Raw genomic sequence first — 26101 nt, 5'->3', positions numbered from 1 at the left:
GGGTCAGGATGTCGCACCTTATTAAGCCTATGATTTTTAAGAAAAAAATACATCTTTGTCGAAGCCCCTACGTGGCTTGACGGGGGCAGGCCCTCTAACTATGTTGCCGGCGACTTTGAAGCGGACGGACGAACGGTCCCGTCCGGGCGTGGGGGTTGCGGTGGCTGGCGGAAAAATGCCAGGCGAAGCCGGAAAAACCGGACCCGGAAACGGCGATCGGCAAAGCGCTGCGGATCAGGATCTGGAGCGCCGGAGGCGGAAACTCGAGGCGTCGCTGGCGGCGAAAGGTCACGGCGAGGGCGGCGGGGAAGGCAAAGCCAGGCAGTCGAGCGTGACCGGCTATGGCCAGGCGCTGAAACTGTCGAGCGAATTCATCGCCGGAGTGGCGGTCGGAGCCGGTCTTGGCTGGCTGGTCGACAAGTTGGCGGGAACGTCGCCCTGGGGGCTGATCGTCTTGCTGCTGCTCGGGTTTGGAGCTGGCGTCCTCAATGTGATGCGCTCCGCCGGAATGGTTGCCGATGCCGGCATCAGGGTGCCTAAGCGCCCCGAGGACGGCGACAGGAATTGAAATAGGCTGGCGCACCGCGCCGCGAACGAGGGGGGCCGAATGGCCAACGATCCGATCCACCAGTTCCAGATCGCGAAGCTGATTCCGATCGAGATCGGCGGCATGGATTTCTCCTTTACCAACTCGTCGCTGTTCATGGTTGCCACCGTCGCCGCCACCGGCGCGTTCCTCTATGCCACCACGTCCAGCCGCGGCCTGATCCCGAGCCGCCTGCAGTCGCTCTCGGAAATGTCCTACGAATTCGTCGCCAACATGCTGCGCGACGCCGCCGGCTCGCACGGCATGAAGTTTTTCCCGATGGTGTTCTCGCTGTTCATGTTCGTGCTGGTCGCGAACCTGCTCGGCTTGTTCCCGTATTTCTTCACCGTCACCAGCCACATAATCGTCACCTTCGCGCTGGCGCTGCTGGTCATCGGCACGGTGGTCGTCTACGGCTTCATGAAGCACGGCTTCGGTTTCTTGAAGCTCTTCGTGCCGCAGGGCGTGCCGGGCATCCTGGTACCCTTGGTCGTGCTGATCGAGGTGATCTCCTTCCTGTCGCGGCCCATCAGCCTCTCCGTCCGTCTTTTCGCCAACATGCTCGCCGGCCACATCACGCTGAAGGTGTTCGCGGGTTTCGTCACCTCGCTGAGCGCGCTGGGCGCCGTTGGTGTTGCCGGCGCGATCCTGCCGCTGGCAATGACCGTCGCCATCACGGCGCTGGAGTTCCTGGTGGCGTTCCTGCAGGCATACGTCTTCGCGGTGCTCACCTGCATGTATCTGAACGACGCGCTGCACCCCGGACACTGAGAACTGATCCGCGGACCGCTGCCGTCACCCGCATGAATTTCAACCGGATTTCGATCCAATAAGGAGCTTGACATGGAAGTAGATGCAGCAAAGGCGATCGGCGCAGGCATTGCCTGCCTCGGCATGGGCGGCGCCGGTATCGGCCTCGGCACCATCTTCGGCAACTATCTGGCGGGCGCGCTGCGCAATCCGTCGGCTGCCGACGGCCAGTTCGGCCGCCTGATCTTCGGCTTCGCCGTTACGGAAGCGCTGGGCATCTTCTCGCTGCTCGTCGCCCTCCTCCTGCTGTTCACCTGATATCCATCGGGTAAATGTTGCCGGCCGCATGCCGCGGCCGGTTCCTGACAGGGGACGATGATGTTTGTGACACCTGGCTACGCTCAGGAAGCCGCCCCGGCGGCCAATAGCGCACACCCGGAAGGCGAAGCGCATCCGGAGGGCGAGGCCCATCCGGGCCTTGAAGGCCACACGGAGGCAGGCGCCGAGCATGGCGGCGGAGCATTCCCGCCGTTCGATCCGACGCATTTCCCCTCCCAGATCCTCTGGCTGGCGATTACTTTCGGGCTGTTCTATCTGTTCCTGAAGAAGGTCGTTCTGCCCCGCATTGGCGGCATCCTCGAAGTCCGCAGCGATCGCATCGCCCAGGACCTCGAACAGGCGGCTCGCATGAAGGGCGAGGCCGACGCGGCAGTTGCTGCCTACGAGCAGGAACTGGCGCAGGCCAAGACCAACGCCAATGCGATCGGCCAGAAGGCCCGCGACGGCGCCCGCGTCGACGCAGATGCGGAACAGAAGCGCGTCGAGGCCGAGTTGGAAGCCAAGCTTGCGGCGGCGGAGGCCAATATCGCTTCGATCAAGGCCAAGGCTATGAACGAGGTTGGCACCATCGCCGAAGACACCGCCGCCGAGATCGTGCGTTCGCTGGTCGGCAGCGCCGACAAGGCGGATGTCGCGGCGGCCGTCAAGGCGGCGAGCTGAGGGAGACGATCATGGATGCCACATTCTGGGCTTTCATCGCCCTCGTCATCTTCCTCGCCATCGTCTTCTACATGAAGGTGCCTGGCACTATCGGCAAGTCGCTGGATTCTCGCGCCGAGAAGATTAAGGCCGAGCTGGAAGAGGCGCGCCGCCTGCGTGAGGAAGCGCAGCAACTGCTCGCCGAATACCAGCGCAAGCGCAAGGAAGCTGAGAAGGACGCGGCCGACATCGTCGAGCATGCGAAGCGTGAGGCTGAGCTGCTGGTGGCGGACGCCAAGCAGAAGACCGAAGATTATGTCGCGCGCCGGACCGCGCTCGCCGAGCAGAAGATCGGCCAGGCCGAGCGCGAAGCGGTGAACGAGGTCCGTTCCAAGGCCGTCGACATCGCGGTCGAGGCCTCGCGCGCCGTGCTTGCCGCGAAGGTCGACGCCAAGGTCGGCGGCGAGTTGTTCAAGTCGTCGCTGGACGCGCTGAAGAGCCGGTTGAACTGACGGGCTTCGTTGTCCGAGTTTCCAAAAAGCCGCCGCACTCCGGCGGCTTTTTGTTATGATGCGGTAGCAAGCCGCCTCCGTTTCTCCCAGACGCCGGTTTCTTTCTGTCATCTCGCCAAGCTGGAACACCCCTCATCCGTCTCGGCTTCGCCTCGACGCCTTCTCCCACAAGGGGAGAAGGCGGAGTCTCGCACCGGCGCTTCCGCAAGTCTCCAACGTTGATGATTTGCGGAACCGGAAGCGCCGCGCTCCACCTTCTCCCCTGGTGGGTCCCAAGGACGGGCCGAGACCCGTGGCTCGGGCCAGGGCGGTGGCCGAGCGAAGCGAGGTCGGATGAGGGTGTTCCAGCTTGGCGAGAGCAGGCCAACTCGGACAAATAGGCTGCCGTCTACGCCTCGATCAGCACCGCGACAGTCTCCTCCACCCGGAACGGTGCGAAGGTTGTGCGGTGTATGCGGGGCAGGGCGCCATGCGTGCCGATGGCGGTGCGGTGGCGCTGGGTGGCGTAGCCCATATGGCTTTCGAAGCCGTAGTGGGCATGAACCCGGCCGCAATTCTCCATCATCCGGTCGCGCATGACCTTTGCCACGATCGATGCCGCGGCGATGGACTGCGAGCGCTGGTCGCCCTTGACCAGCGCCTCGGCACCGCAAGCTAGGCCGGGCGGCACGTCACGGCCGTCGACCAGTGCGTGCAGCGGTTTGACATGCAGCCCGCACACGGCGCGTCGCATCGCCTCGAGGCTGGCGCGCAATATGTTGATGCGGTCGATGCCGGTGGCGCTGACCGAGGCGACCGCGACGCCGACGGCCGTGCCGAGAATGATCGCGAACAGGTCTTCACGCGCTTGCGCCGTAAGCCGTTTTGAATCATCCAGACCTTCCGGAATGCGCTTGGGATCGAGGATCACGGCGGCCGCTACGACCGGCCCCGCCAGCGGCCCGCGGCCCGCCTCGTCAAGCCCGGCAAGCGGCCACAGCCCACGCTTCATCGCCTTTCGCTCGAACGAAAAATCCGGCTTGAACGCCAGGTCGAAGAGGGGCGGAGAATCGGAAGACGGACGAGCCATTGTGCGGCAAGACTCGCATCCGTTCCGATTCTCCGCAAGGCCTTCCCGGCCTCGGGGCGGGGGCGGGGAAGGCGCCTCCGGGCAGGGGCGGCCCGGGGACTGGAAGAGGCAGTAGGGCAGTAGGGCAGTAGGGCAGTAGGGCAGTAGGGCAGTAGGGCAGTAGGGCAGTAGGAATGGCCGTTCCGTGCATTCATTTTAAGATTTGTGTCGAGCGAAGGTCGCTGCCCATCTGTTGATCGTCTCGAATGGTCGCGCTCTCTTTCTACTGCCCTACTGCCCTACTGCCCTACTGCCGACTGCCCATTGCCGACTGCCTCACAACAACATCAATTGCTCCGTCCGTTTCTCCGTCCCCTTGAACAGATCCGTCCGCAGCCGCGTCCGTTCCTGGTTGAGACCGAGTTTCTTGGCGGCGATCTCGAAGCGCCGGCCGATCTGCCAGGCGTAGGGACCCGAGCCTTTCATGCGTTTTCCCCATTCCGAATCATAATCCTTGCCGTCGCGCATCGAGCGGATCAGCGACATCACGTGGCGGTAGCGGTCGGGATAATGGCGCAGCAGCCAGTCCTTGAAGATCGGACTGACTTCCAGCGGCAGCCGCAGGATGACATAGCCCGCCTCGCGCGCTCCGACACTCGCCGCGGAATCGAGGATGCGCTCGATCTCATGGTCGTTGAGACCGGGAACGATCGGCGCCACCATCACCGAGACCGGGATGCCCGCGTCGTTCAGCATCCGCAGGGCCTCCAGTCGTTTGGTCGGCGTCGAGGCGCGCGGCTCCATGGTGCGCGCCAGCATGCGGTCGAGGCTGGTCACTGACAGCGCCACCTTGGCGAGCCCTCTCTCCGCCATGCGCGCAAGAATGTCGATGTCCCGCGTCACCAGCGCAGATTTGGTCACGATGCCAACGGGGTGGCCGAATGCCTCCAGCACTTCGAGCACCTCCCGCATGATGCGGTATTTCTTCTCGATCGGCTGGTACGGATCGGTGTTGGTGCCGATTGCGATGGTGCGCGGTTGGTAGCCTTCCTTCGAAAGCTCCTTTTCCAGCAGCCGCGCCGCATCCGGCTTGGCGAACAGCTTCGATTCGAAATCCAGGCCCGGCGACAAGCCCATGAAACTGTGCGTCGGCCGTGCGAAGCAGTAGACGCAGCCATGCTCGCAGCCGCGATAGGGGTTGATCGACCGGTCGAAGGAGATGTCGGGCGAGGTGTTGCGGGTGATGATGGTGCGCGGCCGTTCCACCTGCACCTCGGTCTTGAACGGCGGCAATTCCTCCAGCGATTCCCAGCCGTCGTCGAAGACATGACGGCTTACCGGCTCGAACCGGCCGGACGGATTGACCCCGGCGCCGCGGCCGCGCCGCCGTTCCCCGTCGATCCGCACGCCGCTTTCCTCGATCATCGCATTGGCCATTTCCGACCTTCCGCTCCCAAAGGCGGCAATGTCGGCGCGCACGATCTGTTCCATCCTGGCGCGTTCCCAAGGGGTTTCGGAGCTATGTCGAATCGGGGCGTTCATGAAACTATTCCTATTTGCTCATTTGGAACAAATCAAGAACTTTTCTGCTTCTCGCCTCGCTCGGCGGCGTGCTGCGCATTTCACTCCCGCCACGTCCTGCCAATAGGGGTGCGATGCCGAGAGCCGGCTGAGCCTGGGAAACGGCCGGTTGCGCGCCATGCTGGCATTTCGCTTCGCGACCCGCTATTCGGCTAAGCAATGCTCACCGTGCTCATCGAGACCAGGAACGACGAGGAGGCCTTGGCGCGCACGCTGGCGTCGCTGGTCGGCGCGGCGGTGGAGGGTGTGGTGCGCGACGTGATCGTCTGCGACCGCGGCTCGACCGACCAGACGCACCGGGTCGCCGACCATGCCGGCTGCCACTATGTCGCCGACGGCGGCATCGCAGCGGGCATCCGTCAGGCCAAGGGGGAATGGCTGTTGATGCTCGAGCCGGGCGCGCGCCTGGTCGACGGCTGGACCGAGGCGGTCATCGGCCACATTGCCAAAGTGTCGATGCCGGCCCGCTTCTCGCGCAGCCGTGCCGACCGCAAGCCGCTTTTTTCACGCATTTTCTCGGCTCCAACGGCGCTGGCGGAGGGCCTCGTCATCCGCAAGGGCCAGGCAATGGCGCTTGCGAAGTCCGCGCAGAGTGCCGAGGCGATCGCGCGCGGGCTGGCGTCGCGGCGGCTGGATGCGGAGATCCGGGTCGCCGAGCCTCGGCGGAACTGATAAGTGTGCTCTGCCTGCGGGCCGGCCGTCAGGATTTGCCGCCCCGCTTCAAATGCTCGTCCAGCCGCGGCATGATCTCCACGAAATTGCAGGGCATGTGCCGGTAGTCGAACTGAGCTTTCAAGATGCCGTCCCAGGCGTCGCGGCAGGCGCCGGGCGAGCCCGGCAGCACGAAGACGAAGGTGGCGTTGACGACGCCGCCGGTCGCCCGCGACTGGATCGTCGACGTGCCGATCTTGTCGTAGGAAATGCGGTGGAAAACTTCGGAAAAGCCGTCCATGCGCTTTTCGAAGATCGGCTCCAGCGCTTCCGGCGTCACGTCGCGGCCGGTAAAGCCAGTGCCGCCTGTGGTGATCACCACGTCGATCTTTTCATCACGCGACCATCCCAGCACCTTCTCGCGGATTTTGTCCTTGTCGTCCGTGACGATGGCGCGGTCTGCCAGCACATGGCCGGCCTCGGCGATGCGGTCGGCGAGTGTCTGGCCGGATTTGTCGTCGGCCAGCGTGCGCGTGTCGGACACGGTGAGCACTGCGATGCCGACGGGGATGAAGGGGCGGTCGCTTGGCGCCATGCCTAATGCTCCTTCTGCCGCGGAGCCGAGGCTGTGGTCTCGGTCGCGACGACGAACCAGCCGGGATGGGCCGCGGAAATCGCTTGGGCCCCTTGTTCAGCGCAAGCGCGGTCCTTGAAAAGGCCAAAGCATGTTGCGCCGGACCCTGACATCCGTGCGAAGGCGGCGCCTGTACCGTCAAGCGCTTCGAGCGCATCGCCGATCGTCGGTGCGAGGTTTTTGGCCGGCGCCATCAGGTCATTGCGGGTCGCGGCCAGCCAGCCGGCGAGGGCGGCCGTGTCCGGATTCTTGGGTAGGGGCGGAAGCGGCGGGTTCTCCCGCCTTGCCAGCGCGGCGAAAACCTGCGGCGTGCCGATGGCGACGCGCGGATTGACCAGCACCAGCGCCAGCGACGGAAATTTCTCCACCGGCTCAACGATCTCGCCAATGCCGCGCGCGACCAGCGGCCGCGCATGCAGGCACATCGGTACGTCTGCGCCCAGCGCCAATCCGATGCGCGCGAGCGCGTCCGCTTCGATATCGACTTTCCAGTATCGAACGAGTCCCCGCAGCACCGCCGCCGCGTCGCTTGACCCACCGCCGACGCCGGACGAAGTGGGAATGTTCTTTTCCAGGAAGATCAGCACCGGCCCGGCGGCTGCCACCCCGGCTGCCTTGCGCAAGCCGTCGCGTGCGCGGACGGCCAGATTGTCTGGGCCGCTCGGGATTTCCTGTGCAAAAGCTCCGGAAACCGTGAACAGGTCGCGTGGCGCCGGCCCAATGGCGATCTGGTCGCCGAATGCCGTGAACACGGAAAGGCTTTCAATCAGATGATAGCCGTCGCTCCGTCTGCCGGTGACATGCAGGGCGAGGTTGATCTTGGCTCGCGCAGCTTCCGCGACGGCCGCGACTGTCTCCGGCACGATGGGGGATCAGTCCTTGGCGGGGCGATATTCGCCGGTCTTGGGGTCGAACACCAACGTGCCGTTTGCCTGAGTCTTCGCCTGCTGCTCGTGGCGCCTGATTTTCGCGGTCACGCGCTCGGCCTCCCGCACGAAATGGCGATAGCCGAAATAGGCGACCACGCCGACGACGGCGAAGAAGATGAGCTGCGGCATGACATTTCCCTCCCTTCATCGAACGTCCGGATGGCCCGTTCAGGTCGGCATCCGGACATCATAGCGGAAAACCGCCTGCTATTTAAAGCCCGTATCGGCTCCACAACGCGCGTTGCTCGGCGGCATCGAGAAGCCCCTCGACCGCTGCGCCGGCCATGTCAGCCGCAGGAACGCCGGCACTCGACCCGAACAGTCCGATCCGACGGCCAAAAAGCCCGCGCGGCTGGGTGATCAGCTTCATCTGCGTCCTGTCGCCGAAACGCGCCTTCAGCGTGCCGCGCATGTCGCCGATCGCGTCGACCAGACCGAGCGAGAGGCCTTTCTTGCCGGTCCAGAAAAGTCCGGTGAACAGGTCCGGATCCTCCGAAAGCCTGTCGCCGCGCCGATCCTTGACGAGGTCGATGAAGGTCTCGTGGATTTCGATCTGCAAGGCCTTCAGGCGTTCGACATCCTCTTCCTTCTCCGGCTGGAAGGGATCGAGCACTGCCTTGTTGCGGCCGGCCGTGTAGACGCGGCGCTCGACGCCGATCTTCTGCATCAGTTCCGGAAAGCCGAACGAAGCCGAAACCACGCCGATCGAGCCGACGATGGAGGACGGGTCGGCGATAATCTCGTCGCCGGCGACCGCGATCATGTAGCCGCCGGACGCTGCGACATCCTCGACGAACACCAGTACCTTCTTGTTCTTCTCGGTCGCCAGGTCGCGGATGCGCTGGTAGATCAGCCGCGACTGCACCGGCGAACCGCCCGGCGAATTGATCGAGATGGCGACGGCCGGCGCGTCCTTGACCGAGAATGCCTTTTCCAGGACTCCGGCGGTGGAAGCCAGCGAAAGCGTCGGGCGGAACTGGCCGCCGCCGGCCATGATCGTGCCGCTCAGCCGCACCACCGGAATGGTGACGCCGTCCGACCGCATCGATTTCGGCAGCAGGCGGCGCATCAATGACGTCACGGTGAAGGGGCTCCGGATACGTTTGTCGTCAAATGCATGTAGGGATTGGCGCGCGCCACGCAAGCATAACCGGCATCAATCCATGAAAAGCGAGGCTTCGCCGGCATTTATCGCCTCGGCGCGCGGCGTGAAACGTTTGTCGGCCTGTTCGTGCAGGATCAATGCCGGCATCAGCGACGGCACGCCGCGTGCGCCGCGCACGGCCCGCACCACTAGGCGGATCGCCGGCCGATCGGCGGTTGCGTGGATTGGCATGACCTCGGCACCGCCGAACCGGCCCGCTAATGCCGACAGGATTGGCCCGAGCGAGGCGGGCCGGGCGATCAGCGCCAGCCTGCCACGCGGCTTGAGCACGGCGGCGGCGCTGCGCAGCCAGTCCTCGAAGACATTCTCGTCGGCGACATGTGCCTCGCGGCGCAGCGTGTCCGGCGTGGCGCGGTCGCGGCCATCGTTGAAGGGCGGGTTCATCAGCACGAAATCGGCGGAACGGTCGGCCAGCCCGGAAGCGGCACGCGCCTTACCGGTCAGTGCGACATCGGCGACCAGGAGCGAAATCCGCGAAGCCAGCGCGGAGTTGCCCGGATGGGCGATAGAGCGCTCCGCACAGTCGGCCATCTCCGTCGAGCGTTCGACCAACAGGACGGACGCTTTCCGGCATCGCGCCGCTACCGCAAAACCGACCGCCCCGGCCCCGGCGCCGAAATCGACCGCCAGCCCGGAAAAATCCCTTGGCACGGCGGCTGCCAGCACCAGCGCGTCCATGCCAGCCCGATGTGCGCCCCTTTTCTGCTGCACGAGGAAAAACCGGCCGCGATGGAAGGCGTCGATGGTCGTGTCCGGATCAGTGAATGAAGGCACGGTGTCGTTAGCGTCACCGGGAGTTTTAGCGTTCGGTTTATGCTCCGCGCCGGCCGGCTTCACCGCTCACGCATCTCGTTGCCGATGCCGGCGTCGGCGAAGATGCGCCGCGCCTGCGCGGCATCATCATCGGAAACCAGGATGCGGCGAGGCAGGATGCCGATGGAGCCGTCGAGCACGCTCATGTTCTGGTCGGCGACCAGGCATTCTATGCCCGCGTCGCGCAACAGCGATTGCGCGAAGGACAGGACCACGGCGTCGTTGGTGCGAATGAGTTCGATCATGGCCGGAAGGTCGCAGGTAACGCCCGCCCTGTAAATCGTAAACTCTCGGCCCCGCCTATTGCTCGAAATGCCGCTTCAGGCGTCCAATCTCCTCCGGCGTCCAGCGGACGCCCGTCACCTCGACCCAGGCGTCGATGTAATGCTGCGGAGCATAGACGTGCCCGTAACCCATCGGCGTCGTCGTCGCGGTCATCACGTCGAGCAGCAATTGGAAAAAGGTTACCAGCGGATACCAGCGTAGTTCCGGCGACACGTCCGGCCCGCGCTGCCCAACCATCCAGGCCGGCTCGCGATAGGCTGAGGCGGGTTCGAAGAAGGTGATCGCGTCGCTCGCATATTGCAGGTAGACGATCCGCATCGGTCCCCATTCAGCGCCCGGAATATCGAGCGCGTCCTTCTGCGCGGTGAAGCGAATGACCGAACCGTTGCCGAAGCGCGGCAGCCAGGCCGGTGAACCAGGTTCGCGCCGCCGCGTGACCGAATTCCACATGCTGCTGGGGAAGGGCGGCCCGCTCCACAGCGCCCCCTGCAGCGGGTCGCCCAGCACGTCGAACAGGTCGGCCGAGCGCTGCGAATTCAGCGCGCCGAGGCTGAGTCCGAACAGGTAGAGGCGCGGCCGCTTGTCCTTGGGCAGTGTCGTCCAATAGCCGTAGACCTCCGTGAACAGCGCGCGCGCCGCCTCGTTGCCGTAGTCGGGCTCGACCAGTAGCGACAGCCAACTCGCCAGGTACGAATACTGGATGGCCACGCTCGCCACGTCGCCACCATGCAGGTATTCGACCGTGTTCATGGCGGGCGGGTCGACCCATCCGGTTCCCGTCGGCGTGATGATGATCAGGATGGAGCGGTCGAACCCGCCGACGCGCTTCAACTCCTCCAAAGCGAGTTTTGCCCGTTCTTCCGGGCTGTCCGCCGAATTCAGGCCGGCATAGACACGGATCGGTTCGACGGCGTCGCGGCCGAGAAATGCCTGGATCGCGTCTTTGTTCGGGCCCTGCGCGACGAACTCGCGGCCGGCTCGACCAATTCCTTCCCAGCCGATCAGCGAGGCTTCGCTGCCGGTCTTGTTGGGATCGGTGGGCCTGGCGCTCGCGTCCTCGACAAGTTCGTCTATGGTCCGGAACGAGGAGTCGGCGACGCGCAGCCCGGCCCGCAGCAACACGCCGTCGATGACCGACCAGAACAGCGTCACGGCGATCACCGCGCCTACGATGTTGGCGACCGGCCGTGAGGCGAAACCGCCGATACGCCGGGAGAGGAGGTTGAACAGAAGGTTGAACAGCCGGGCGATGCCTATGAAGACGAAGAACACCAGCAGTGCGATGAGTCCGACTTCGAAGGGATGCGCCGTGTCGACGGGTTCCATGCCCATCAGTGAGCGGATGGAATTCTGCCATTCCGCGGCTTTCCACAGAAACCGCGCGGCCACGACGGCAAAGACGATGGCCGCGCCGACCTTGAGGGCAAGGTCGACCCTCCCGCCCGGCTTCGGCAGTTCCAGCCAGGACCAGAGCCATCGCACGAAGACGCCGATGCCATAGCCGGCAGCGAGCGAGCATCCGGAAAGCACGCCCTGCAGCAGGAAGGATCGCGGGATGAGACTGGGCGTCAGCGACGCCGCGAAGAACAGCGTGCCGAGAAGCAGGCCGAGCGCAGAAAAGGACTTTCCGAACCTGACCGTCCAGTATCGCACCATCAGGCCCCCCCTTCCGCCGGAATCGGCGCATCTTACCGCAGGGATCGCGGCGCGGAAGCCGTGCACATCCAACTCCCCGCCGATGCCCGCGCCAATTCGCCTCTTGAGTTCGCCCCACGTGCCGCACTAAATCGTGCGCGGGACTAAAGGCTGTTGGGCGCGGCCAACCGGTGACGGGAGTGCTTGTATTGGGTGTCGTACTCAACCTGGAAGACGGAAAGCGCGAAGCCTCGATCAAGGGATTGATCGATCTGACGGCCTCGGACATGGCCGAGGTAAACAAGCTGATCCTGTCCAAGGCCGGGTCGGACGTCGAGATGATCCCCGAGATCGCCAATCATCTGATCTCGTCGGGTGGCAAGCGGCTTCGGCCGATGGTGACGCTCGCCGCCGCCCAGATGTTCGGTTATTCGGGCGACGCTCACGTAAAACTCGCCACCAGTGTCGAGTTCATGCACACGGCTACGCTGCTGCATGACGACGTGGTCGACGAAAGCGATCTGAGGCGCGGCAAGAAAACGGCGCGCATGATCTGGGGCAACCAGGCCAGCGTACTGGTCGGCGATTTCCTGCTCGGCCAGGCTTTTCGCATGATGGTCGATGTCGGCTCGCTCGACGCCCTCGACATCCTGTCGACCGCCGCTTCGATCATCGCCGAGGGCGAGGTGATGCAGCTTTCCGCGGCCAAGAACCTCGAGACCACCGAGGACGAGTATTTCTCGGTGATCAAGGCCAAGACCGCCGCGCTGTTTTCCGCCGCGGCCGAAGTTGGTCCCGTCGTCGCTGGCGCCTCCCGCACCGACCGCGCGGCGCTGCGCTCCTACGGCATGAATCTCGGTCTCGCCTTCCAATTGATCGACGACGCGCTCGATTACGGCGGCGATTCCAAAAAACTCGGCAAGAATGTCGGCGACGATTTCCGCGAGGGCAAGGTCACGTTGCCGGTTATCCTCTGCTACCGCCGGGGAACCGCGGCCGAGCGCGCCTTCTGGAAGCAGGCGATCGAGGACAATGTCGCCGACGACGCGGCGCTGCGGAAGGCTCTGGCGCTGATGACGCGCCACGGCGCGATCACCGACACGATCGGCCGCGCCCGTCACTTCGGCGGCATCGCCCGCGATGCGCTGGCCCCGCTCGACGCGACCCCGCAGAAAGCGGCATTGCTCGACGTTATCGATTTCTGCATAAGTCGCGTGGTCTGATCGCGGCCGTTCACGGTAACGCGAGAATCGTTGACCTTCCCGGTGGATTGAACCGGCATCGCAAAAAGGCCATGCTTCTCGGCTTAAGCCGTCGATGATTCATCCCGAGTGGCGCGTCTGTGCCTGAAAGGACTGCAATGCGGAAACGTCTCGTCTGGCTGGCAAGCGTCTCGGCGCTCACCGCTGCCATCCTTGTCGGCCCGCCGGCATTGGCCAATCGAACCTCGTCGCAACCTGTCGCCATCGGTTCGTTCACCGGAGCCTATCTCGCGGCGCGTGTCGCCGAGGTCGACAACGACATGGACAGCGCCATCGACTATTACCGGCGCGCGTTGGATTTCGATCCCGACAACCAGCAGCTTCAGCAGAGCCTCATGTTGGTTCTGGTTTCGACCGGTCATTTCGACGAAGCGCTGCCGCTTGCCGAGAAGCTGAAGACCGTGCCGGACGTCGAGCGTTTTTCGCGCGTTACCCTGGCTGTCGATGCCATTCGCAAGAAGCAATACCGTGAAGCCGGCATCTGGCTAAAACTGGTGCAGGAATCCGATCTTGACCGTCTGATCACCGGCCTGATGTCGGCTTGGACGAAGGCCGGCCAGAAGCACGGCGCCGGAGCGATTACCGACTTGCAGGCACTGAACGGCCCGGAATGGTTCCAGCTTTTCGCCTCCTATCACCGCGCCCTGATTGCCGAAAACGCCGGCCTGAACGACCAGGCAACCGATGCCTATCAGTCGACGATCGACAATGTCGCGGCCGGCAGTGCCGCGCCCGAGACCTGGTTGCGCGCGGCGGAAGCCTATGCCCGCTTCCTGGCCCGCCAGGGCGATAAGCAGAAGGCGCTGGCGATTTTGGACAAGGCCGGGGAATTCGCCACCGGTCGCCTGCCGTTGGTGTCGCTGCGCGACAAGATCGAGAAGGGCGAAAAGATTCCGCGGATGATCGACACGCCCGCCGACGGCGCCAGCGAGGTCCTGCTCGATCTCGGCGGCGCGCTGAACCGCGGCGGCGGCGAGCCCTTCGTAAAACTCTACCTGCAACTGGCCCTTGTTCTGCGCCCCGACAGCGACGCTGTCTTGCTGCAGCTTGCGTCGGTCGCCGAGCAGCAGGAGGATTCCGAGGAAGCGATCTCGCTCTACAAGAAGATTCCGGCGTCCTCGCCACTGAAGCGCGCCGCGGAATTGCAACTCGGCCTCAACCTTGCCGATCTCAAGAAACACGACGAAGCCATCGCCCATCTGAAGAAGCTGGTCGACGCCGATCCCGACGACATGCGCGCCTATCTGGCGCTGGGTGGCGTCTACGCCTCCAAGGAGGATTACAAATCGGCCGCGGAGAACTACGATCGCGCCGTGGCGCGGCTGAAGGAGCCGACCAGCGCCAATTGGAACGTCTTTTACCAGCGCGGCATCGCCTATGAGCGGCTGAAGCAGTGGCCCAAGGCCGAGCCGAATTTCCGCAAGGCGTTGGAACTGTTCCCCGACCAGCCGCAGGTGATGAACTATCTCGGCTATTCCTGGGTCGACATGAACATCAACCTCAATGAGGGTCTCGACCTGATCCGCAAGGCGGTCGATCTGAAGCCCAGCGACGGCTACATCGTCGACTCGCTCGGCTGGGCCTATTTCCGCCTTAACCGCTTCGACGAGGCTGTGGTCGAACTGGAGCGCGCGGTTTCCCTGAAGCCCGACGACCCGGTGCTCAACGACCATCTTGGCGATGCCTACTGGCGCGTCGGCCGCAAGCTGGAGGCCACCTTCCAGTGGAGCCACGCCCGCGACCTGAAGCCCGATCCGGACATTCTTCTGGGCGTCCAGAAGAAACTGAAGGAAGGTCTGCCGCCGCTTGAAGGCAAAACCGCGCTCGAAGCCCCGGCCCCGCCCACGCCTCCCGCGGTCGATCCCGACAAGAAGGGGTGAGCGACCGCTTCGCGCAGCGAATTCATCGTGCCGGCGGCACGATGAAAGGTCGCGATCGGTGAAAGTCCGGTCCGCCGCGAGGTGGACCCCGATCGACTTCCTTTTCCGATAATGCGTTCAGCTTCCCGTCAGCCGGCCATGCGACTCGAGCGTCGGGAGGTTGGCTTGCACGCGGCCTTCCCTATCGAAACCGCTGGAAAGGTCGATCATATGAAGAGACTTGTGCGTGTCGGTGCTGTGGCATCGATCCTGGCCATGAGCGCCGCCGTCAACCCGTTGTGGGCGGCCTCGACGATCAAGGTCACCGAGTCAGGCGAGGGCGGCGGCGCCATGAGCCTGAAACTGGAGCCGGCGACCGTCAAGGCCGGACCGGTCACATTCGAAGTAAAGAACGATGCTGTCGGCGAAGAGCACGAGATGGTGGTCGTGCGGCTCAAGTCGTCCGACCAGAAGGTGCTGGTCAACGCCTCGAAACACCGCGTCGACGAAGCCAAGCTGAAGAGCCTCGGCGAGGTTTCCGACCTCAATCCCGGCGAATCCGGCGAGTTGAAGGTGACCCTGAAACCCGGCACCTATCTCATCTTCTGCAACCTCAAGAGCCATTACGAGGCCGGCATGGCCTCGACCCTTACCGTCACGCAATGAAGGAGCTTTGCCGGGTGGCTTCGCTTGACGCCCGGACGCTGGTTGGATAGCGGAAGTCCGTGCTCGCGCACGGACTTCTTATAGGGAGCACCCATGTCCGCCACCCAGCCCGCCCAGTTCGATCCCCGACGCTCGTTCCAGGGCCTGATCCTGACGCTCCACAATTACTGGGCGGCCTATGGCTGCGTGGTGCTGCAGCCCTACGACATGGAGGTCGGCGCGGGTACCTTCCATCCTGCGACGACGTTGCGGGCGCTGGGTCCCAACCGCTGGAACGCCGCCTATGTGCAGCCGTCGCGCCGACCGAAGGACGGCCGCTACGGCGAGAACCCCAACCGGCTCCAGCATTATTACCAGTACCAGGTCATCCTGAAGCCCAACCCGCCGAACCTCCAGGAGCTTTATCTCGGCTCGCTGGAGGCTATCGGCGTCGATCCGCTGCTGCATGACATCCGTTTCGTCGAGGACGACTGGGAGAGCCCGACGCTCGGCGCTTGGGGCCTCGGCTGGGAATGCTGGTGCGACGGCATGGAGGTCTCGCAATTCACCTATTTCCAGCAGGTCTGCGGCATCGAATGCGCGCCTGTGTCGGGTGAACTAACCTACGGGCTGGAGCGGCTGGCCATGTACGTTCAGGGCGTCGACAACGTCTACGATTTGAACTTCAACGGTCGCGAGGGTGACGAGAAGGTCACCTATGGCGAGGTCTTTTTGCAGGCCGAACAGGAATATTCGCGCCACAATTTCGAACATGCCAACACCGCCATGCTGTTCGAGCAGTTCAAATTCGCCGAGGCCGAGTGCCAGGCGCTGCTGAAAGCCGGTGCGCCGCGCGCCGGCGACAACGGCGCGCTCCACAAGATGGTCCTCCCCGCCTACGACCAGGCGATCAAGGCCAGCCATGTCTTCAACCTGCTCGACGCGCGCGGTGTGATCTCCGTCACCGAGCGCCAGAGCTATATCCTGCGCGTGCGCAACCTGGCGAAAGCCTGCGGCGAGGCGTTTCTGCTGACTGAAGCCGGCGGTTTCGCCGCCGCTGCCTGATCCGCTCGCCCCGCCTGCTCCTCTACCGTTCGAGACTCCCATGCCCGACCTTCTGCTTGAACTCCGCTCCGAGGAAATCCCCGCCCGCATGCAGCGCAAGGCGGCGGGCGATCTGCGCAAGATGATCACGGACGGTCTGGTCGAGGCCGGCCTGACCTATGAGGGCTGCCAGGAATACTGGACGCCGCGCCGGCTGACGCTGGACGTGCGCGGCCTGACCGCTCGCTCCAAAGACGTGGGCGAGGAACGCAAAGGGCCGAGCACCAAGTCGCCCGAGCAGGCCGTGCAGGGCTTTCTGCGCTCCGCGGGTCTCACCGACATCTCACAAGCCGAGATCCAGACCGACCCGAAAAAGGGCGATTTTTATGTCGCCCGCATCGTCAAGCCGGGCAGGGCGGCGGAAGAGATCATTGCCGGGCTCGTGCCCGAGGTGATCAGGACGTTCCCGTGGCCGAAATCCATGCGCTGGGGCCCTGCCTCCGGCCCAAAGGGCAAGCGTTACGGCAAGACCGAAGGGCGCGGCGGCGAGGCGCTGCGCTGGGTGCGGCCTTTGCAGTCGATCGTCTGCACCTTCGGACCTGAGACGGAGGAACCCGTCGTGGTCGACTTCGAAATCGACGGCATCCGCTCCGGCAACACCACCTACGGCCACCGCTTCCATGCGCCCGGCGCCATCACCGTTCGCCGCTTCGACGACTATGTCGCCAAGCTGGAAGCTGCCAAGGTGATCATCGACGCCGGGCGGCGCAAGGAGATCATCCTCGCCGACGCCAAAAACCTCGCCTTCGCCAACGGCCTCGACCTGGTCGAGGACGAGGGCCTGCTGGAGGAGGTTTCCGGGCTGGTCGAGTGGCCGGTCGTGCTGATCGGCGAATTCGAGGAGGCTTTCCTCGACATTCCGGCGGAAGTGATCCGGCTGACGATTAGGGCGAACCAGAAGTGTTTTGTGGTGCGTCCTTCGAGGCTCGCTCCGCTCGCACCTCAGGATGAGGACGGTCGGCTCCATGCGGCTGAAAACAATGGCGAAGGTCAGCACCATTCCTCTCAGGGTGAGGCGGACAGACACGACGGTCCTCATCCTGAGGTGCGAGCGGAGCGAGCCTCGAAGGACGCACTCGCCAACCACTTCATCCTCACCGCCAACATCGAAGCCAAGGACGGCGGCCGCGAGATCGCTCACGGCAACGGCAAGGTCGTCCGCGCGCGGCTTTCGGACGCGCTGTATTTCTGGAAGACCGACCAGGCCGACCTGCCCGATCTCGACCGGCTGGAAGCTTCGGCCGAGAAATTCGGCTTGAAGCGCGATGCCAGCGGAAAACTCCTGCCGCTCGACCAGCGCATGGCCCGCCTCGACCATCTCGGCGTGACGTTCCATGCGAAGCTGGGCACGCAGGGCGAGCGCGTCGAGCGCATTGCACGGCTGGCGGAGGAACTGGCGCCGGTCGTCGGCGCGGATGCAGCACTCGCCCGCCGCTCCGCGCTGCTCGCCAAGGCGGATTTGCAGACCGAGGTGGTCGGCGAGTTTCCGGAACTGCAAGGCGCGATGGGCCGCAAGTATGCGACGCTTCAGGGTGAAGACCTGTCCGTCGCGGCCGCGATAGAGGATCACTACAAGCCGCAAGGCCCGTCCGATCATGTGCCGGCCGACCCGATGTCGATCGCCGTCGCGCTGGCCGAAAAGGTCGATACGCTCGTCGGCTTCTGGGCCATCGACGAGAAGCCCACGGGATCGAAGGACCCCTACGCGTTGCGCCGCGCGGCGCTGGGAGTGATTAGGATCGTGGTGGAGAATGGGGTGCGGATAGGCCTGTTGGTTCCACTAATACGCAGTGGGCGGCTAGTAATGGCCGCTCGACACGATGCCCAATCTAACTTGGTTGAGAGAAAATTGCAGACCATTCGCCAAGTAGGAGATGTCGCGCTCAAAGATCGCTTTGCGACGGCGGAGACATCGTCGCCCGCGGCTGTAAAGGCTCTTCGCGATGCTCCGATTGCCGCGGAAAACATAGCCGAGTGGGAAACATTGGCATCTACCGACCTCCTCTCCTTCTTCCACGACCGCCTGAAAGTCTATCTCCGTGACAAGGGCGCGCGGCATGATCTCATCGATGCCGTAATCACGCCGGAATCCGACGACCTCCTCACCATCGTCCGCCGGGTCGAAGCGCTTGGCACCTTCCTCGACACCGAGGACGGCAAGAACCTCCTGGCCGGCACGAAACGCGCCGCCAACATCCTTGCCGCCGAGGAGAAGAAGGGCACGGCGATTGCCGCCGCCGTCGAGCCCGCCCTGTTGCGCGAAGATGCCGAGAAAACCCTGTTTTCGGCGATGAATCAGGCTGAGAAGGAAGCCGGCGAAGCGATTCAGAACGAAGACTTTTCCGCCGCCATGCGTGCCCTTAGCGCGTTGCGTGAACCCGTTGATTCATTCTTCGAAGGGGTTCTCGTAAACGACGAGGATGTGGCCGTGCGCGCCAATCGCCTGGCGCTGCTCGGCCGCATCCGCGCCGCGACGGGACAGGTCGCGGATTTTTCGAAAATTGCAGGATGAGGCAGTCGGCAATGGGCAGTCGGCAGTAGAGAAGCCCATAGAAGGCTGCGCGCAGCGCCAGTATCTTTTCCTACTGCCTACTGCCTACTGCCTACTCCCGTCACCCCGGCACCGCGAATTGCCGCGTCGACTTCGCCGGGGCCGGCGCTGCTGGCGTCGGCTGCTGCGGCGCTTCCCGTTTTCTGCGGTTCTCGCGCTTGTTCTGGCGCGGCGTGTCGGCCTTGCCGTCGTTCGCCGCGGCCTGCGGCACGACCACCGGTTCGGCGCGCTGGGTGAAGGCATCGCCGGCGATGCCGCCGCGGATCACCAGCGGCTTTGGCTGGGGGGCCAGGTGCGGACGGCCGATCGCCGCGACCTTTTCGGAGGTCACCGGCGGCATGGCGTTTTCGACGGCCACGACGGAGGGGCTGATGGCCAGGAATTTTGTCGGCGCGGCGGGCGCCTGAGGAAGCGGGTCGGTGAGCGGCGCCAGTGCAGCGCCCTTGCTGTCGGGTTGCGCCGCCGCCACGTCCGGCTGCCTCGGTGAAGTCGGCCTCGGCAGTCCGATTTCGGTGATCGAGGGGGACTGGCCGGCCGAGGGCGGCGCGACAAAGGCGAAGGACGAGGCATCGGCCGCGCCGCTTGTCGCCGTCAGAAACGCCAGTGTTGTTATTTTCAGCCGCAAGGCCGGTCCCCGGAAATCCTTCGATTGACTTTATGCCGGTCGAAGTCGATGCCTGAATGCTCGTGTAATGACATCGACCGGTTGAACAAAAGCTCATGAAGCGGTCAAAGCCATGATTGATGAGGCTAATTTGGCGAAAGGGTTAACATTTGGTGGCTGAGGTGAAACCGGCGGACCAGGCGCTGGACGCCGCGCTGGCGCTGCTTGCCGCCGGCGAGGTGGTGGCCATCCCGACCGAGACGGTCTACGGGCTTGCCGGCGACGCCACCAGCGGCCAGGCGGTGGCGCGCATCTTCGAGGCAAAGGGCCGGCCGCGCTTCAACCCGCTGATCGCCCATGTCGCGTCGATGGCGATGGCGGAAAACTTCGCCCTCTTCGATCCGCTATCGGCACGGCTGGCGGAAAAATTCTGGCCGGGACCGCTGACACTTGTCCTGCCGTTGCGCGAAGCGTTCGGCATCCATCCTCTGGTGACTGCAGGACTGGATACCATCGCGCTACGCATGCCGCGCGGTTTTGCCTCCGGCCTGATCGAAGCTCTCGGCCGCCCGCTGGCCGCTCCGAGCGCCAACCGTTCCGGCCGCGTCAGCGCCACCACGGCGGCCGCCGTCGCGGAAGATCTGGGCGACCGCATTCGCCTCGTGGTCGATGGCGGGCCGACGCCGGTGGGCGTTGAATCGACGATCCTCAAAGTCGACGGCGGAAAGCTGCGCCTGCTGCGGCCGGGTGGCGTCACGGCGGAAGAGATCGAACAAGCCGCCGGTGTCACGGTCGAGCGCGCTGGCGACGCGCCGATCGAGGCGCCCGGCATGATGACATCCCACTATGCCCCTGGCGCGGCGGTGCGCCTCGATGCGCGGGAGGTCTATGACGGAGAGGCGCTGCTCGCTTTCGGCCCCGTTCGGGCGTCGGGCGCCGGGAATGCGGCCGCAGTGCAAAACCTCTCCGAAGGCGGCGATCTGCGCGAGGCTGCCGCAAATCTCTTCTCCTTCCTCAAGCACCTAGACCGTTCAAGTGTCGCCACCATCGCCGTCGAGCCCATTCCCTTCGACGGGCTCGGCGAGGCGATCAACGACCGTTTGAGGCGGGCTGCTGCGCCGCGCGACGCCATGACATGAACGGGGACTGACACGATGCCTGCCGCAGACGATGCCGCTTTCGCCGCTTTGCTCGACCGTTTCGCCGCCATCGTCGGCGAGCATCATGTGCTGCGCGCCGAAGTTGACATTGAAACCTATGTCACCGAGCGGCGCGGACTTTATCCCGGCATCTCGCCGCTGGTGCTGCGCCCCGGCAGCGTCGAGGAGGTCAGCCGCGTCCTGAAACTCGCCACAGAGACCGGCACCGCGATCGTCCCGCAAGGCGGCAACACCGGCTTGGTCGGCGGCGGTATGCCGGATCGCAGCGGTCGCCAGCTCGTGCTGTCGCTGTCGCGGCTGAACCGCATCCGCGAGATCGATACGCTGTCCAACACCATCACCGCCGAGGCCGGCGTCATCCTGCAGTCGCTGCACGACGCGGCCGAAAATGCCGAGCGGCTGTTCCCGCTGTCGCTTGCTTCGCAGGGCTCCTGCGAGATCGGCGGCACTTTATCGACCAATGCCGGCGGTACGGCGGTGCTGGCCTACGGTAATGCGCGCGAACTCTGCCTCGGCGTCGAAATCGTGCTGCCCACCGGCGAGGTTTTCGACGATCTGCGCAAACTGAAGAAGGACAACACCGGCTACGACCTGAAGAATCTTTTCGTCGGCGCCGAAGGTACGCTCGGCGTCATCACCGCCGCCGTGCTGAAACTCTTTCCGAAACCCCGCGGCCGCGAGGTGGCGATTGCCGGGCTTGCCTCGCCGCGGGCGGCGCTCGACCTGTTCAGCCGTGCGCTCGACCGTGCCGGCGCCGGGCTCACCGCCTTCGAGCTGATCGGCAAACGGCCGATCGAATTCGTGCTCAAACATCTGCCGGGCTCGCAGGCGCCGCTTGCCGGCGACTGGCCGTGGCTGGTGCTGACGGAGATCTCGTCGGGCCGCTCGGCCGAGGATGCCCGCGCCACCATGGAGGAGATCCTCGGCGAGGGGCTGGAGGCTGGGCTTGTCGGCGACGCGGTCATCGCCGAAAGCCTCGCCCAGCAGAATGCCTTCTGGAAACTGCGGGAGGACATTTCCGATTCGCAGAAACCCGAGGGCGGCTCGATCAAGCACGACATCTCCATACCGGTCGCCTCTGTGCCCGTATTTATCGAGCGCGCCGCCGTCGCCGTCGAGCATGTCTGCGCGGGAGCCCGCGTCGTCTGCTTCGGCCACATGGGCGACGGCAATCTTCACTACAATGTGTCCCAGCCGGTGGGCGCCGACCCAGCGGCGTACCTCGCGCTCTATCGGCCAATGAACAAGGCGGTGCACGACATCGTCCGCGACCTCAACGGCTCGATCTCGGCCGAACACGGCATCGGCCAGTTGAAGCGCGACGAACTCGCCGCCACCGCCCCGCCGGTCGGCCTCGATCTGATGCGGCGGATCAAGGCGGTCTTCGATCCCGCCGGCATCATGAACCCGGGCAAGGTGATCTGAAGCCTGGCGCGCCATCATTCGGATGGGCGGCCGGCCATCCTACCGCACTGGCGGTACGGGAATAGGCCCGGTCGGCGGAACGGGTGATGGCATCGGATCGGGAGCCGGATCCGGGTCTGGAAACGGCCGGGGCGGCATGGAGCGCATGGCGAAAATCTCCTTTGCGCCTCAACGCCGGGTCATGCGAGCGGTTCCTGTATGAACATAACGGAACGGCCATGCACGGGATTGCATGGCCGTTCCGCTTCGTCGGAAAGGCGGCGCGGGACGGGGTCGCGCCGCCCTTTCGAGCGATCCGCTCAGATGATGATAAAATCCTGGTAGGTCAGGATCGGAACGTCGCCGGAGAAATTGTCGGCGATCGCAAACAACTGGGCGGATTTGCCGCCGGCGCCGTCCGCGTCGTAGTAGATGGCGCCGGTGTTCTGGTTGTAGAGGATGTGGTCGTCGGCATCGATGGCCTGGCCGTTGCCGATCACCTTGAACTCGCTCTGCTTGATCGTGCCGAGCGCCTGGCCGGTCCACTGGAAGACGGAGTCGTCGAGGCGGATCGAGTCGTCCTGCGGGCGGAAGTCGCCGAGGTGGTCGACATTGGTCGATGCCACGGCTGTGTCGAACACGAAGGCGTCCTTGCCGTCGTCGCCATACATCGTGTCGCGGCCGAGCCCGGCATTGATGACGTCGCTGCCGGCGCCGCCATACATGGTGTCGTTGCCGCCGCGGCCGTGCATCCAGTCGTTGAAGTCGGAGCCGATCATCTCGTTCTTGCCGTCATTGCCGGTAAGCACGACGCGCGACGTCGCCATCGTGGCTTCGATGTTCAACTGCAGCGGCTCGGTGAAGCTCTTCGAGAAGTCGAGTGTTCCGCCCGCGCCCTGCAGGAAGAAGTAGAAGCTGTCGTTCTCGTTGTTCACGCCGAAATGGGTGACGTCCTTGAGCTGCGCGATGCTGGCCGTGAGGTTGGTCGAGTCCACGATCATTTCGTCGACGCCGACAAGGGTCAGCCCTTCGTCGAGCACGTTGTAGCCGGCGCCCTGCAGGTGGACCAGGTCATAACCCGCGCCACCATCGATCAGGCCGGTCTGGCCGGTCTCGATCATGAACAGGTCGCTGCCGCCATTGCCGCGCAGGCTGTCATTGCCGCCAGCGGTGCCCTGGAAGATATCGGTGCCGTTGCCGGCACTGATCGTATTCTGGTTTTCATCAATGGTGTAAGTCGTCATGGTAGTATCCTGATGTTGTTTGTGTTGAAGGTTGCAGATAGAAGCCGGCATTCGCCCTGAGGTTTTGTGCCGGCCGACTGCGAGGGTCGAAGTTGCTCGTGTGTGCGTGGTGCCTTCCAACCTTTGGGGCATGACCTCGCAACGAAGCCATCCGACTCCTCTACCGAGCCGCGCGTTGGGAGGACGCGCAGCTTATCCAGATGTTATGGTGCCGCCTTCGCGTTCCGAGGCGGATTGCGGGTTTGGCGCAAACGGCGCCGTTCCTTCAGTCAGTGGTCTAAAGGCGAGCCGTGGAAGAGAGCGTGGGAGAGAGCGTGGAAAAACCCATTGAATCGAACGGGCTACGCCCGGACGAAACGGGTCTGTCGCTTGAGATACGTTTTTTCGGCCCGCTGGTTATCCGCCAGGACGGCATCACTCAGGCATTGCCGGCGTCCCGCAAGGCGCGTGCGCTGCTTGCCTATCTCGCCCTGTCGCCGCATCCCGCGACGCGCAGTCAGCTCTGCGACCTATTGTGGGACCTTCCAAATGATCCGCGCGGCGAGCTGCGCTGGTGCCTGAGCAAGATCAGGGGCCTGGTCGACGGGCAAGGCCGGCGCCGGGTCCAGGCGCAAGGCGATGCGGTGCGTCTCGATCTGTCCGATTGCTTCGTGGACGCGGCCGCCGTCGCCGCCGCGGCACAGCGTGGTTTCGACGCTTGTTCTCCGGAGAAGCTGAAGGCACTGGCCGACCTGATCGCCGGCGATTTTCTGGCGGGCCTGGAGATCGACCGCAGCCCGGCCTTCGAGGGCTGGCTCGTCGCGCAGCGGCGCCGTTTTCGCGATCTCCATGCCGGCCTTCTGGAACATCTCACAAAACGCCTCCCTGACGAGGAGGCGAAAATCTATCTCGACCGGTGGCTGCAGCTAACCCCCTTCGATCCGCTCCCTCACGAGGCCCTGCTGAAGGCGCTGGCTGCCGAAAACCGCATCCGTGAAGCGGAAGAGCACCTGTCGGCGACCGCGAGACTGTTCGAAGCCGAGGGTCTCGACTTCGCGCCCTTGCGCGCGGCATGGCAGTCTGCCCGAGCCCGTCCGGCCGCTGCGCCGACACCTCGCTCGGCCGCCCCGGCCGCTGCGGCCGCGCCCGCCGTTCCTTTGCCGCTGCCGGTCAAACCCTCGATCGCCGTCCTGCCTTTCCTCAGCATGAGCGACGACCCTGAGCACGAATCCTTCGCCGACGGATTGACCGAGGACCTGATCACCGACCTGTCGCGGAATGCCGGCCTGTTCGTCATCGCCCGCAATTCGGTCTTTGCCTACAAGGGCAGGGCCGTCGACGCGCGCCAGGTCTCGCAGGAGCTTGGCGTCCAGTACCTGCTGGAGGGCAGCGCGCGCCGCGCCGCCGGCCGCGTGCGCATCAACGCCCAGCTCATCAACGCGGCGGCCGGCGAGCATTTGTGGGCGGAGCGCTTCGACCGCACCCTCGAGGATATTTTCGCGGTCCAGGACGAGGTGACGGCCAGGATCGTCGAGGCCCTCGTCGGCCGGCTGACCGCGCCGGCACCACGCAAGAGGCCGCAAAACCTCGACGCCCACGACCTTTGCGTGCGCGCCCGCGTGCTCACCGAGGAGTCGCCGCAGACGGCGCGCGAGGCCTATCTTCTGCTCAAGAGGGCGGTAGACCTCGATCCGTCCTATGCCGAGGCGCACGCTTTGCTTGCCTACAACCGCTGGCTGGCCTGGACGCATTTCGGCGAGCCGGAGGACCCGAACCGGGCGCTGGCGGTGGAGTTGGCGGAAAGGGCCGTCGCGCTGGACCCCAACGACGCCGGCAGTTTTTACTTCCTCGGCACCATTCTGGCCTATGAAAGGCGCTGGCCGGATTCGGATGCCGCCTTCGCGAGAGCGCTGGAGATCGACCCGAACCACGCCGACACCTGGGCCGCCTTGTCGGACATGTCGGTACTCAGCGGCCGGATTTCGGAGAGCCGGGAGCAGATCGAAAAGGCGCTGCGGCTGAACCCGTATCCCGCCTGCTGGTATCTATGCCACCTCGGCCAGGCCCAATACGCCGCCCGCGACTACGAGGCCGCGGCCGCCACGCTGCGCCTCGAAGAGACCTACCGCACCAACTCGCGCAAATTTCTTGCCGCGAGCCTGGCGCAACTCGGCCAGCTCGACGAGGCCGCGCGGGAGGCGGAGATGTTCCTGGTGTCCCACCCGCATTTCACGATCGGCCATTGGACAAGTTCGCAGCCCCTGCGTGATGCCGCCGTGGGAGAGCATTTTGTCGATGGGTTTCGAAAGGCGGGCCTGCCGGAATGAACGGGTGAAGCGGAAAATCTCTGGTCGGTGGCGGGTAGACTCTCAGAAGCATCCGCTAGGCGCGGTTCGCGGGATGATGGGTTTGGCGAGCGTCGGCTCGAAGAGGGTCACATGCAACTCGCCCGTGTCGTCATAGATTATTTGGACTGGCCGGCCTTCAGCGACCGGTTCGACAGGCCGGAGACGCCGTTCTACCTCGATACATCCCACCACGGCAGCGAGGATGACTACGGCTACGGCCTGGTTGGCCGGAGGGCCTGTATGTAACGGAGTCCCCACTGAAAGTCCTAACCCCCTCCAATATCGAGTTTGCTCCGCATCTGAACGCCGGGGACAGGACAATAGCCGGGGGCGGTTTGGTTTTGGACTTGTGGCCCTTTCTCTATCCATGCGAA

Annotated in this window: 26 protein-coding genes; 15 read left to right on the top strand and 11 right to left on the bottom strand. The window is 64.5% G+C overall.

What is annotated here, in order from left to right; all coding sequences use genetic code 11:
* Window positions 1-175 precede the first annotated feature (175 nt).
* The 5 genes from ABMA59_RS06455 to ABMA59_RS06435 all read left to right on the top strand — a co-directional run bounded on the left by ABMA59_RS06455 (window position 176) and on the right by ABMA59_RS06435 (window position 2826).
* The gene (locus ABMA59_RS06455; protein ID WP_349004483.1) at window positions 176-568 is read left to right on the top strand and encodes an AtpZ/AtpI family protein; all 393 of its coding nucleotides are present in this window, start codon (window positions 176-178) and stop codon (window positions 566-568) included.
* A gap of 39 nt (window positions 569-607) precedes the next feature.
* Complete coding sequence (locus ABMA59_RS06450) at window positions 608-1357, top strand: F0F1 ATP synthase subunit A (protein WP_349004482.1); 750 nt, start codon at window positions 608-610, stop codon at window positions 1355-1357.
* A gap of 72 nt (window positions 1358-1429) precedes the next feature.
* Window positions 1430-1654, top strand: coding sequence for a F0F1 ATP synthase subunit C (locus tag ABMA59_RS06445; RefSeq protein ID WP_091918644.1), 225 nt, complete (start codon window positions 1430-1432; stop codon window positions 1652-1654).
* 60 nt (window positions 1655-1714) lie between these two features.
* Window positions 1715-2335 (top strand): F0F1 ATP synthase subunit B, encoded by a 621-nt coding sequence (locus tag ABMA59_RS06440; protein WP_349004481.1) that lies wholly within the window; start codon window positions 1715-1717, stop codon window positions 2333-2335.
* Window positions 2336-2346: 11 nt separating this feature from the next.
* The gene (locus ABMA59_RS06435) at window positions 2347-2826 is read left to right on the top strand and encodes a F0F1 ATP synthase subunit B (RefSeq protein WP_349004480.1); all 480 of its coding nucleotides are present in this window, start codon (window positions 2347-2349) and stop codon (window positions 2824-2826) included.
* Window positions 2827-3214: 388 nt separating this feature from the next.
* On the opposite strand, the gene ABMA59_RS06430 is transcribed toward ABMA59_RS06435, so the two are convergent.
* Both ABMA59_RS06430 and ABMA59_RS06425 read right to left on the bottom strand, forming a co-directional pair.
* The gene (locus ABMA59_RS06430; RefSeq protein WP_349004479.1) at window positions 3215-3895 is read right to left on the bottom strand and encodes a ribonuclease HII; all 681 of its coding nucleotides are present in this window, start codon (window positions 3893-3895) and stop codon (window positions 3215-3217) included.
* A gap of 315 nt (window positions 3896-4210) precedes the next feature.
* Window positions 4211-5365, bottom strand: a complete 1155-nt coding sequence (locus ABMA59_RS06425; protein WP_349004651.1) for a PA0069 family radical SAM protein — start codon at window positions 5363-5365, stop codon at window positions 4211-4213.
* Between the two features lie 249 nt (window positions 5366-5614).
* On the opposite strand from ABMA59_RS06425, the gene ABMA59_RS06420 reads away from it, so the two are divergent.
* On the top strand, window positions 5615-6127 hold the full coding sequence (locus ABMA59_RS06420; protein ID WP_349004478.1) for a glycosyltransferase: 513 nt from the start codon (window positions 5615-5617) through the stop codon (window positions 6125-6127).
* Window positions 6128-6155: 28 nt separating this feature from the next.
* Here the strand turns inward: ABMA59_RS06420 and moaB are convergent, their stop codons facing one another.
* The 7 genes from moaB to ABMA59_RS06385 form a co-directional block, all read right to left on the bottom strand.
* Window positions 6156-6701 (bottom strand): molybdenum cofactor biosynthesis protein B, encoded by a 546-nt coding sequence (moaB, locus tag ABMA59_RS06415; protein WP_349004477.1) that lies wholly within the window; start codon window positions 6699-6701, stop codon window positions 6156-6158.
* Window positions 6702-6703: 2 nt separating this feature from the next.
* Complete coding sequence (locus ABMA59_RS06410) at window positions 6704-7603, bottom strand: 4-(cytidine 5'-diphospho)-2-C-methyl-D-erythritol kinase (protein ID WP_349004476.1); 900 nt, start codon at window positions 7601-7603, stop codon at window positions 6704-6706.
* Window positions 7604-7612: 9 nt separating this feature from the next.
* Window positions 7613-7798 (bottom strand): hypothetical protein, encoded by a 186-nt coding sequence (locus ABMA59_RS06405; protein ID WP_349004475.1) that lies wholly within the window; start codon window positions 7796-7798, stop codon window positions 7613-7615.
* An 82-nt stretch (window positions 7799-7880) separates the two neighbouring features.
* Window positions 7881-8738, bottom strand: a complete 858-nt coding sequence (locus ABMA59_RS06400; protein ID WP_425475874.1) for a S49 family peptidase — start codon at window positions 8736-8738, stop codon at window positions 7881-7883.
* 87 nt (window positions 8739-8825) lie between these two features.
* The gene (locus ABMA59_RS06395; RefSeq protein ID WP_349004473.1) at window positions 8826-9608 is read right to left on the bottom strand and encodes a tRNA1(Val) (adenine(37)-N6)-methyltransferase; all 783 of its coding nucleotides are present in this window, start codon (window positions 9606-9608) and stop codon (window positions 8826-8828) included.
* 59 nt (window positions 9609-9667) lie between these two features.
* Window positions 9668-9892 (bottom strand): putative signal transducing protein, encoded by a 225-nt coding sequence (locus ABMA59_RS06390; protein ID WP_349004472.1) that lies wholly within the window; start codon window positions 9890-9892, stop codon window positions 9668-9670.
* A gap of 55 nt (window positions 9893-9947) precedes the next feature.
* The gene (locus ABMA59_RS06385; RefSeq protein ID WP_349004471.1) at window positions 9948-11588 is read right to left on the bottom strand and encodes an alpha/beta hydrolase; all 1641 of its coding nucleotides are present in this window, start codon (window positions 11586-11588) and stop codon (window positions 9948-9950) included.
* 188 nt (window positions 11589-11776) lie between these two features.
* Between ABMA59_RS06385 and ABMA59_RS06380 the strand changes: the two genes are divergently transcribed.
* The 5 genes from ABMA59_RS06380 to ABMA59_RS06360 all read left to right on the top strand — a co-directional run bounded on the left by ABMA59_RS06380 (window position 11777) and on the right by ABMA59_RS06360 (window position 18949).
* Window positions 11777-12790: a polyprenyl synthetase family protein gene (locus ABMA59_RS06380; RefSeq protein ID WP_349004470.1), complete on the top strand. Its 1014-nt coding sequence runs from the start codon at window positions 11777-11779 to the stop codon at window positions 12788-12790.
* Window positions 12791-12927: 137 nt separating this feature from the next.
* On the top strand, window positions 12928-14709 hold the full coding sequence (locus tag ABMA59_RS06375; RefSeq protein WP_349004469.1) for a tetratricopeptide repeat protein: 1782 nt from the start codon (window positions 12928-12930) through the stop codon (window positions 14707-14709).
* Between the two features lie 255 nt (window positions 14710-14964).
* Window positions 14965-15354 carry a cupredoxin domain-containing protein gene (locus ABMA59_RS06370; RefSeq protein WP_425475873.1) on the top strand — a complete coding sequence of 130 codons (390 nt, stop codon included), beginning with the start codon at window positions 14965-14967 and terminating at the stop codon, window positions 15352-15354.
* Window positions 15355-15447: 93 nt separating this feature from the next.
* Complete coding sequence (locus ABMA59_RS06365; protein ID WP_349004467.1) at window positions 15448-16398, top strand: glycine--tRNA ligase subunit alpha; 951 nt, start codon at window positions 15448-15450, stop codon at window positions 16396-16398.
* A gap of 40 nt (window positions 16399-16438) precedes the next feature.
* Window positions 16439-18949, top strand: coding sequence for a glycine--tRNA ligase subunit beta (locus tag ABMA59_RS06360; RefSeq protein ID WP_349004466.1), 2511 nt, complete (start codon window positions 16439-16441; stop codon window positions 18947-18949).
* A gap of 100 nt (window positions 18950-19049) precedes the next feature.
* Here ABMA59_RS06360 and ABMA59_RS06355 read toward each other — a convergent pair whose 3' ends face one another.
* On the bottom strand, window positions 19050-19613 hold the full coding sequence (locus ABMA59_RS06355) for a hypothetical protein (RefSeq protein ID WP_349004465.1): 564 nt from the start codon (window positions 19611-19613) through the stop codon (window positions 19050-19052).
* Window positions 19614-19765: 152 nt separating this feature from the next.
* Between ABMA59_RS06355 and ABMA59_RS06350 the strand changes: the two genes are divergently transcribed.
* Both ABMA59_RS06350 and ABMA59_RS06345 read left to right on the top strand, forming a co-directional pair.
* A complete protein-coding gene (locus ABMA59_RS06350) occupies window positions 19766-20731 on the top strand; it encodes an L-threonylcarbamoyladenylate synthase (RefSeq protein ID WP_349004464.1) in 966 nt (321 codons plus the stop codon).
* A 15-nt stretch (window positions 20732-20746) separates the two neighbouring features.
* The gene (locus ABMA59_RS06345; protein ID WP_349004463.1) at window positions 20747-22177 is read left to right on the top strand and encodes an FAD-binding oxidoreductase; all 1431 of its coding nucleotides are present in this window, start codon (window positions 20747-20749) and stop codon (window positions 22175-22177) included.
* 299 nt (window positions 22178-22476) lie between these two features.
* Here the strand turns inward: ABMA59_RS06345 and ABMA59_RS06340 are convergent, their stop codons facing one another.
* Window positions 22477-23400 (bottom strand): calcium-binding protein, encoded by a 924-nt coding sequence (locus tag ABMA59_RS06340; protein WP_349004462.1) that lies wholly within the window; start codon window positions 23398-23400, stop codon window positions 22477-22479.
* Between the two features lie 314 nt (window positions 23401-23714).
* Here ABMA59_RS06340 and ABMA59_RS06335 point away from each other — a divergent pair, with 314 nt between their 5' ends.
* Both ABMA59_RS06335 and ABMA59_RS06330 read left to right on the top strand, forming a co-directional pair.
* The gene (locus ABMA59_RS06335; protein ID WP_349004461.1) at window positions 23715-25706 is read left to right on the top strand and encodes a hypothetical protein; all 1992 of its coding nucleotides are present in this window, start codon (window positions 23715-23717) and stop codon (window positions 25704-25706) included.
* Between the two features lie 111 nt (window positions 25707-25817).
* Window positions 25818-25973 carry a hypothetical protein gene (locus ABMA59_RS06330; RefSeq protein WP_349004460.1) on the top strand — a complete coding sequence of 52 codons (156 nt, stop codon included), beginning with the start codon at window positions 25818-25820 and terminating at the stop codon, window positions 25971-25973.
* Window positions 25974-26101 lie beyond the last annotated feature (128 nt).

Origin of the sequence: Mesorhizobium yinganensis (genome assembly GCF_040081985.1) — a bacterium.
Taxonomy (GTDB): domain Bacteria; phylum Pseudomonadota; class Alphaproteobacteria; order Rhizobiales; family Rhizobiaceae; genus Kumtagia; species Kumtagia yinganensis.
The sequence above is the reverse complement of the archived record's forward strand: the minus strand, read 5'-3'. Positions and strand labels throughout refer to the sequence as shown.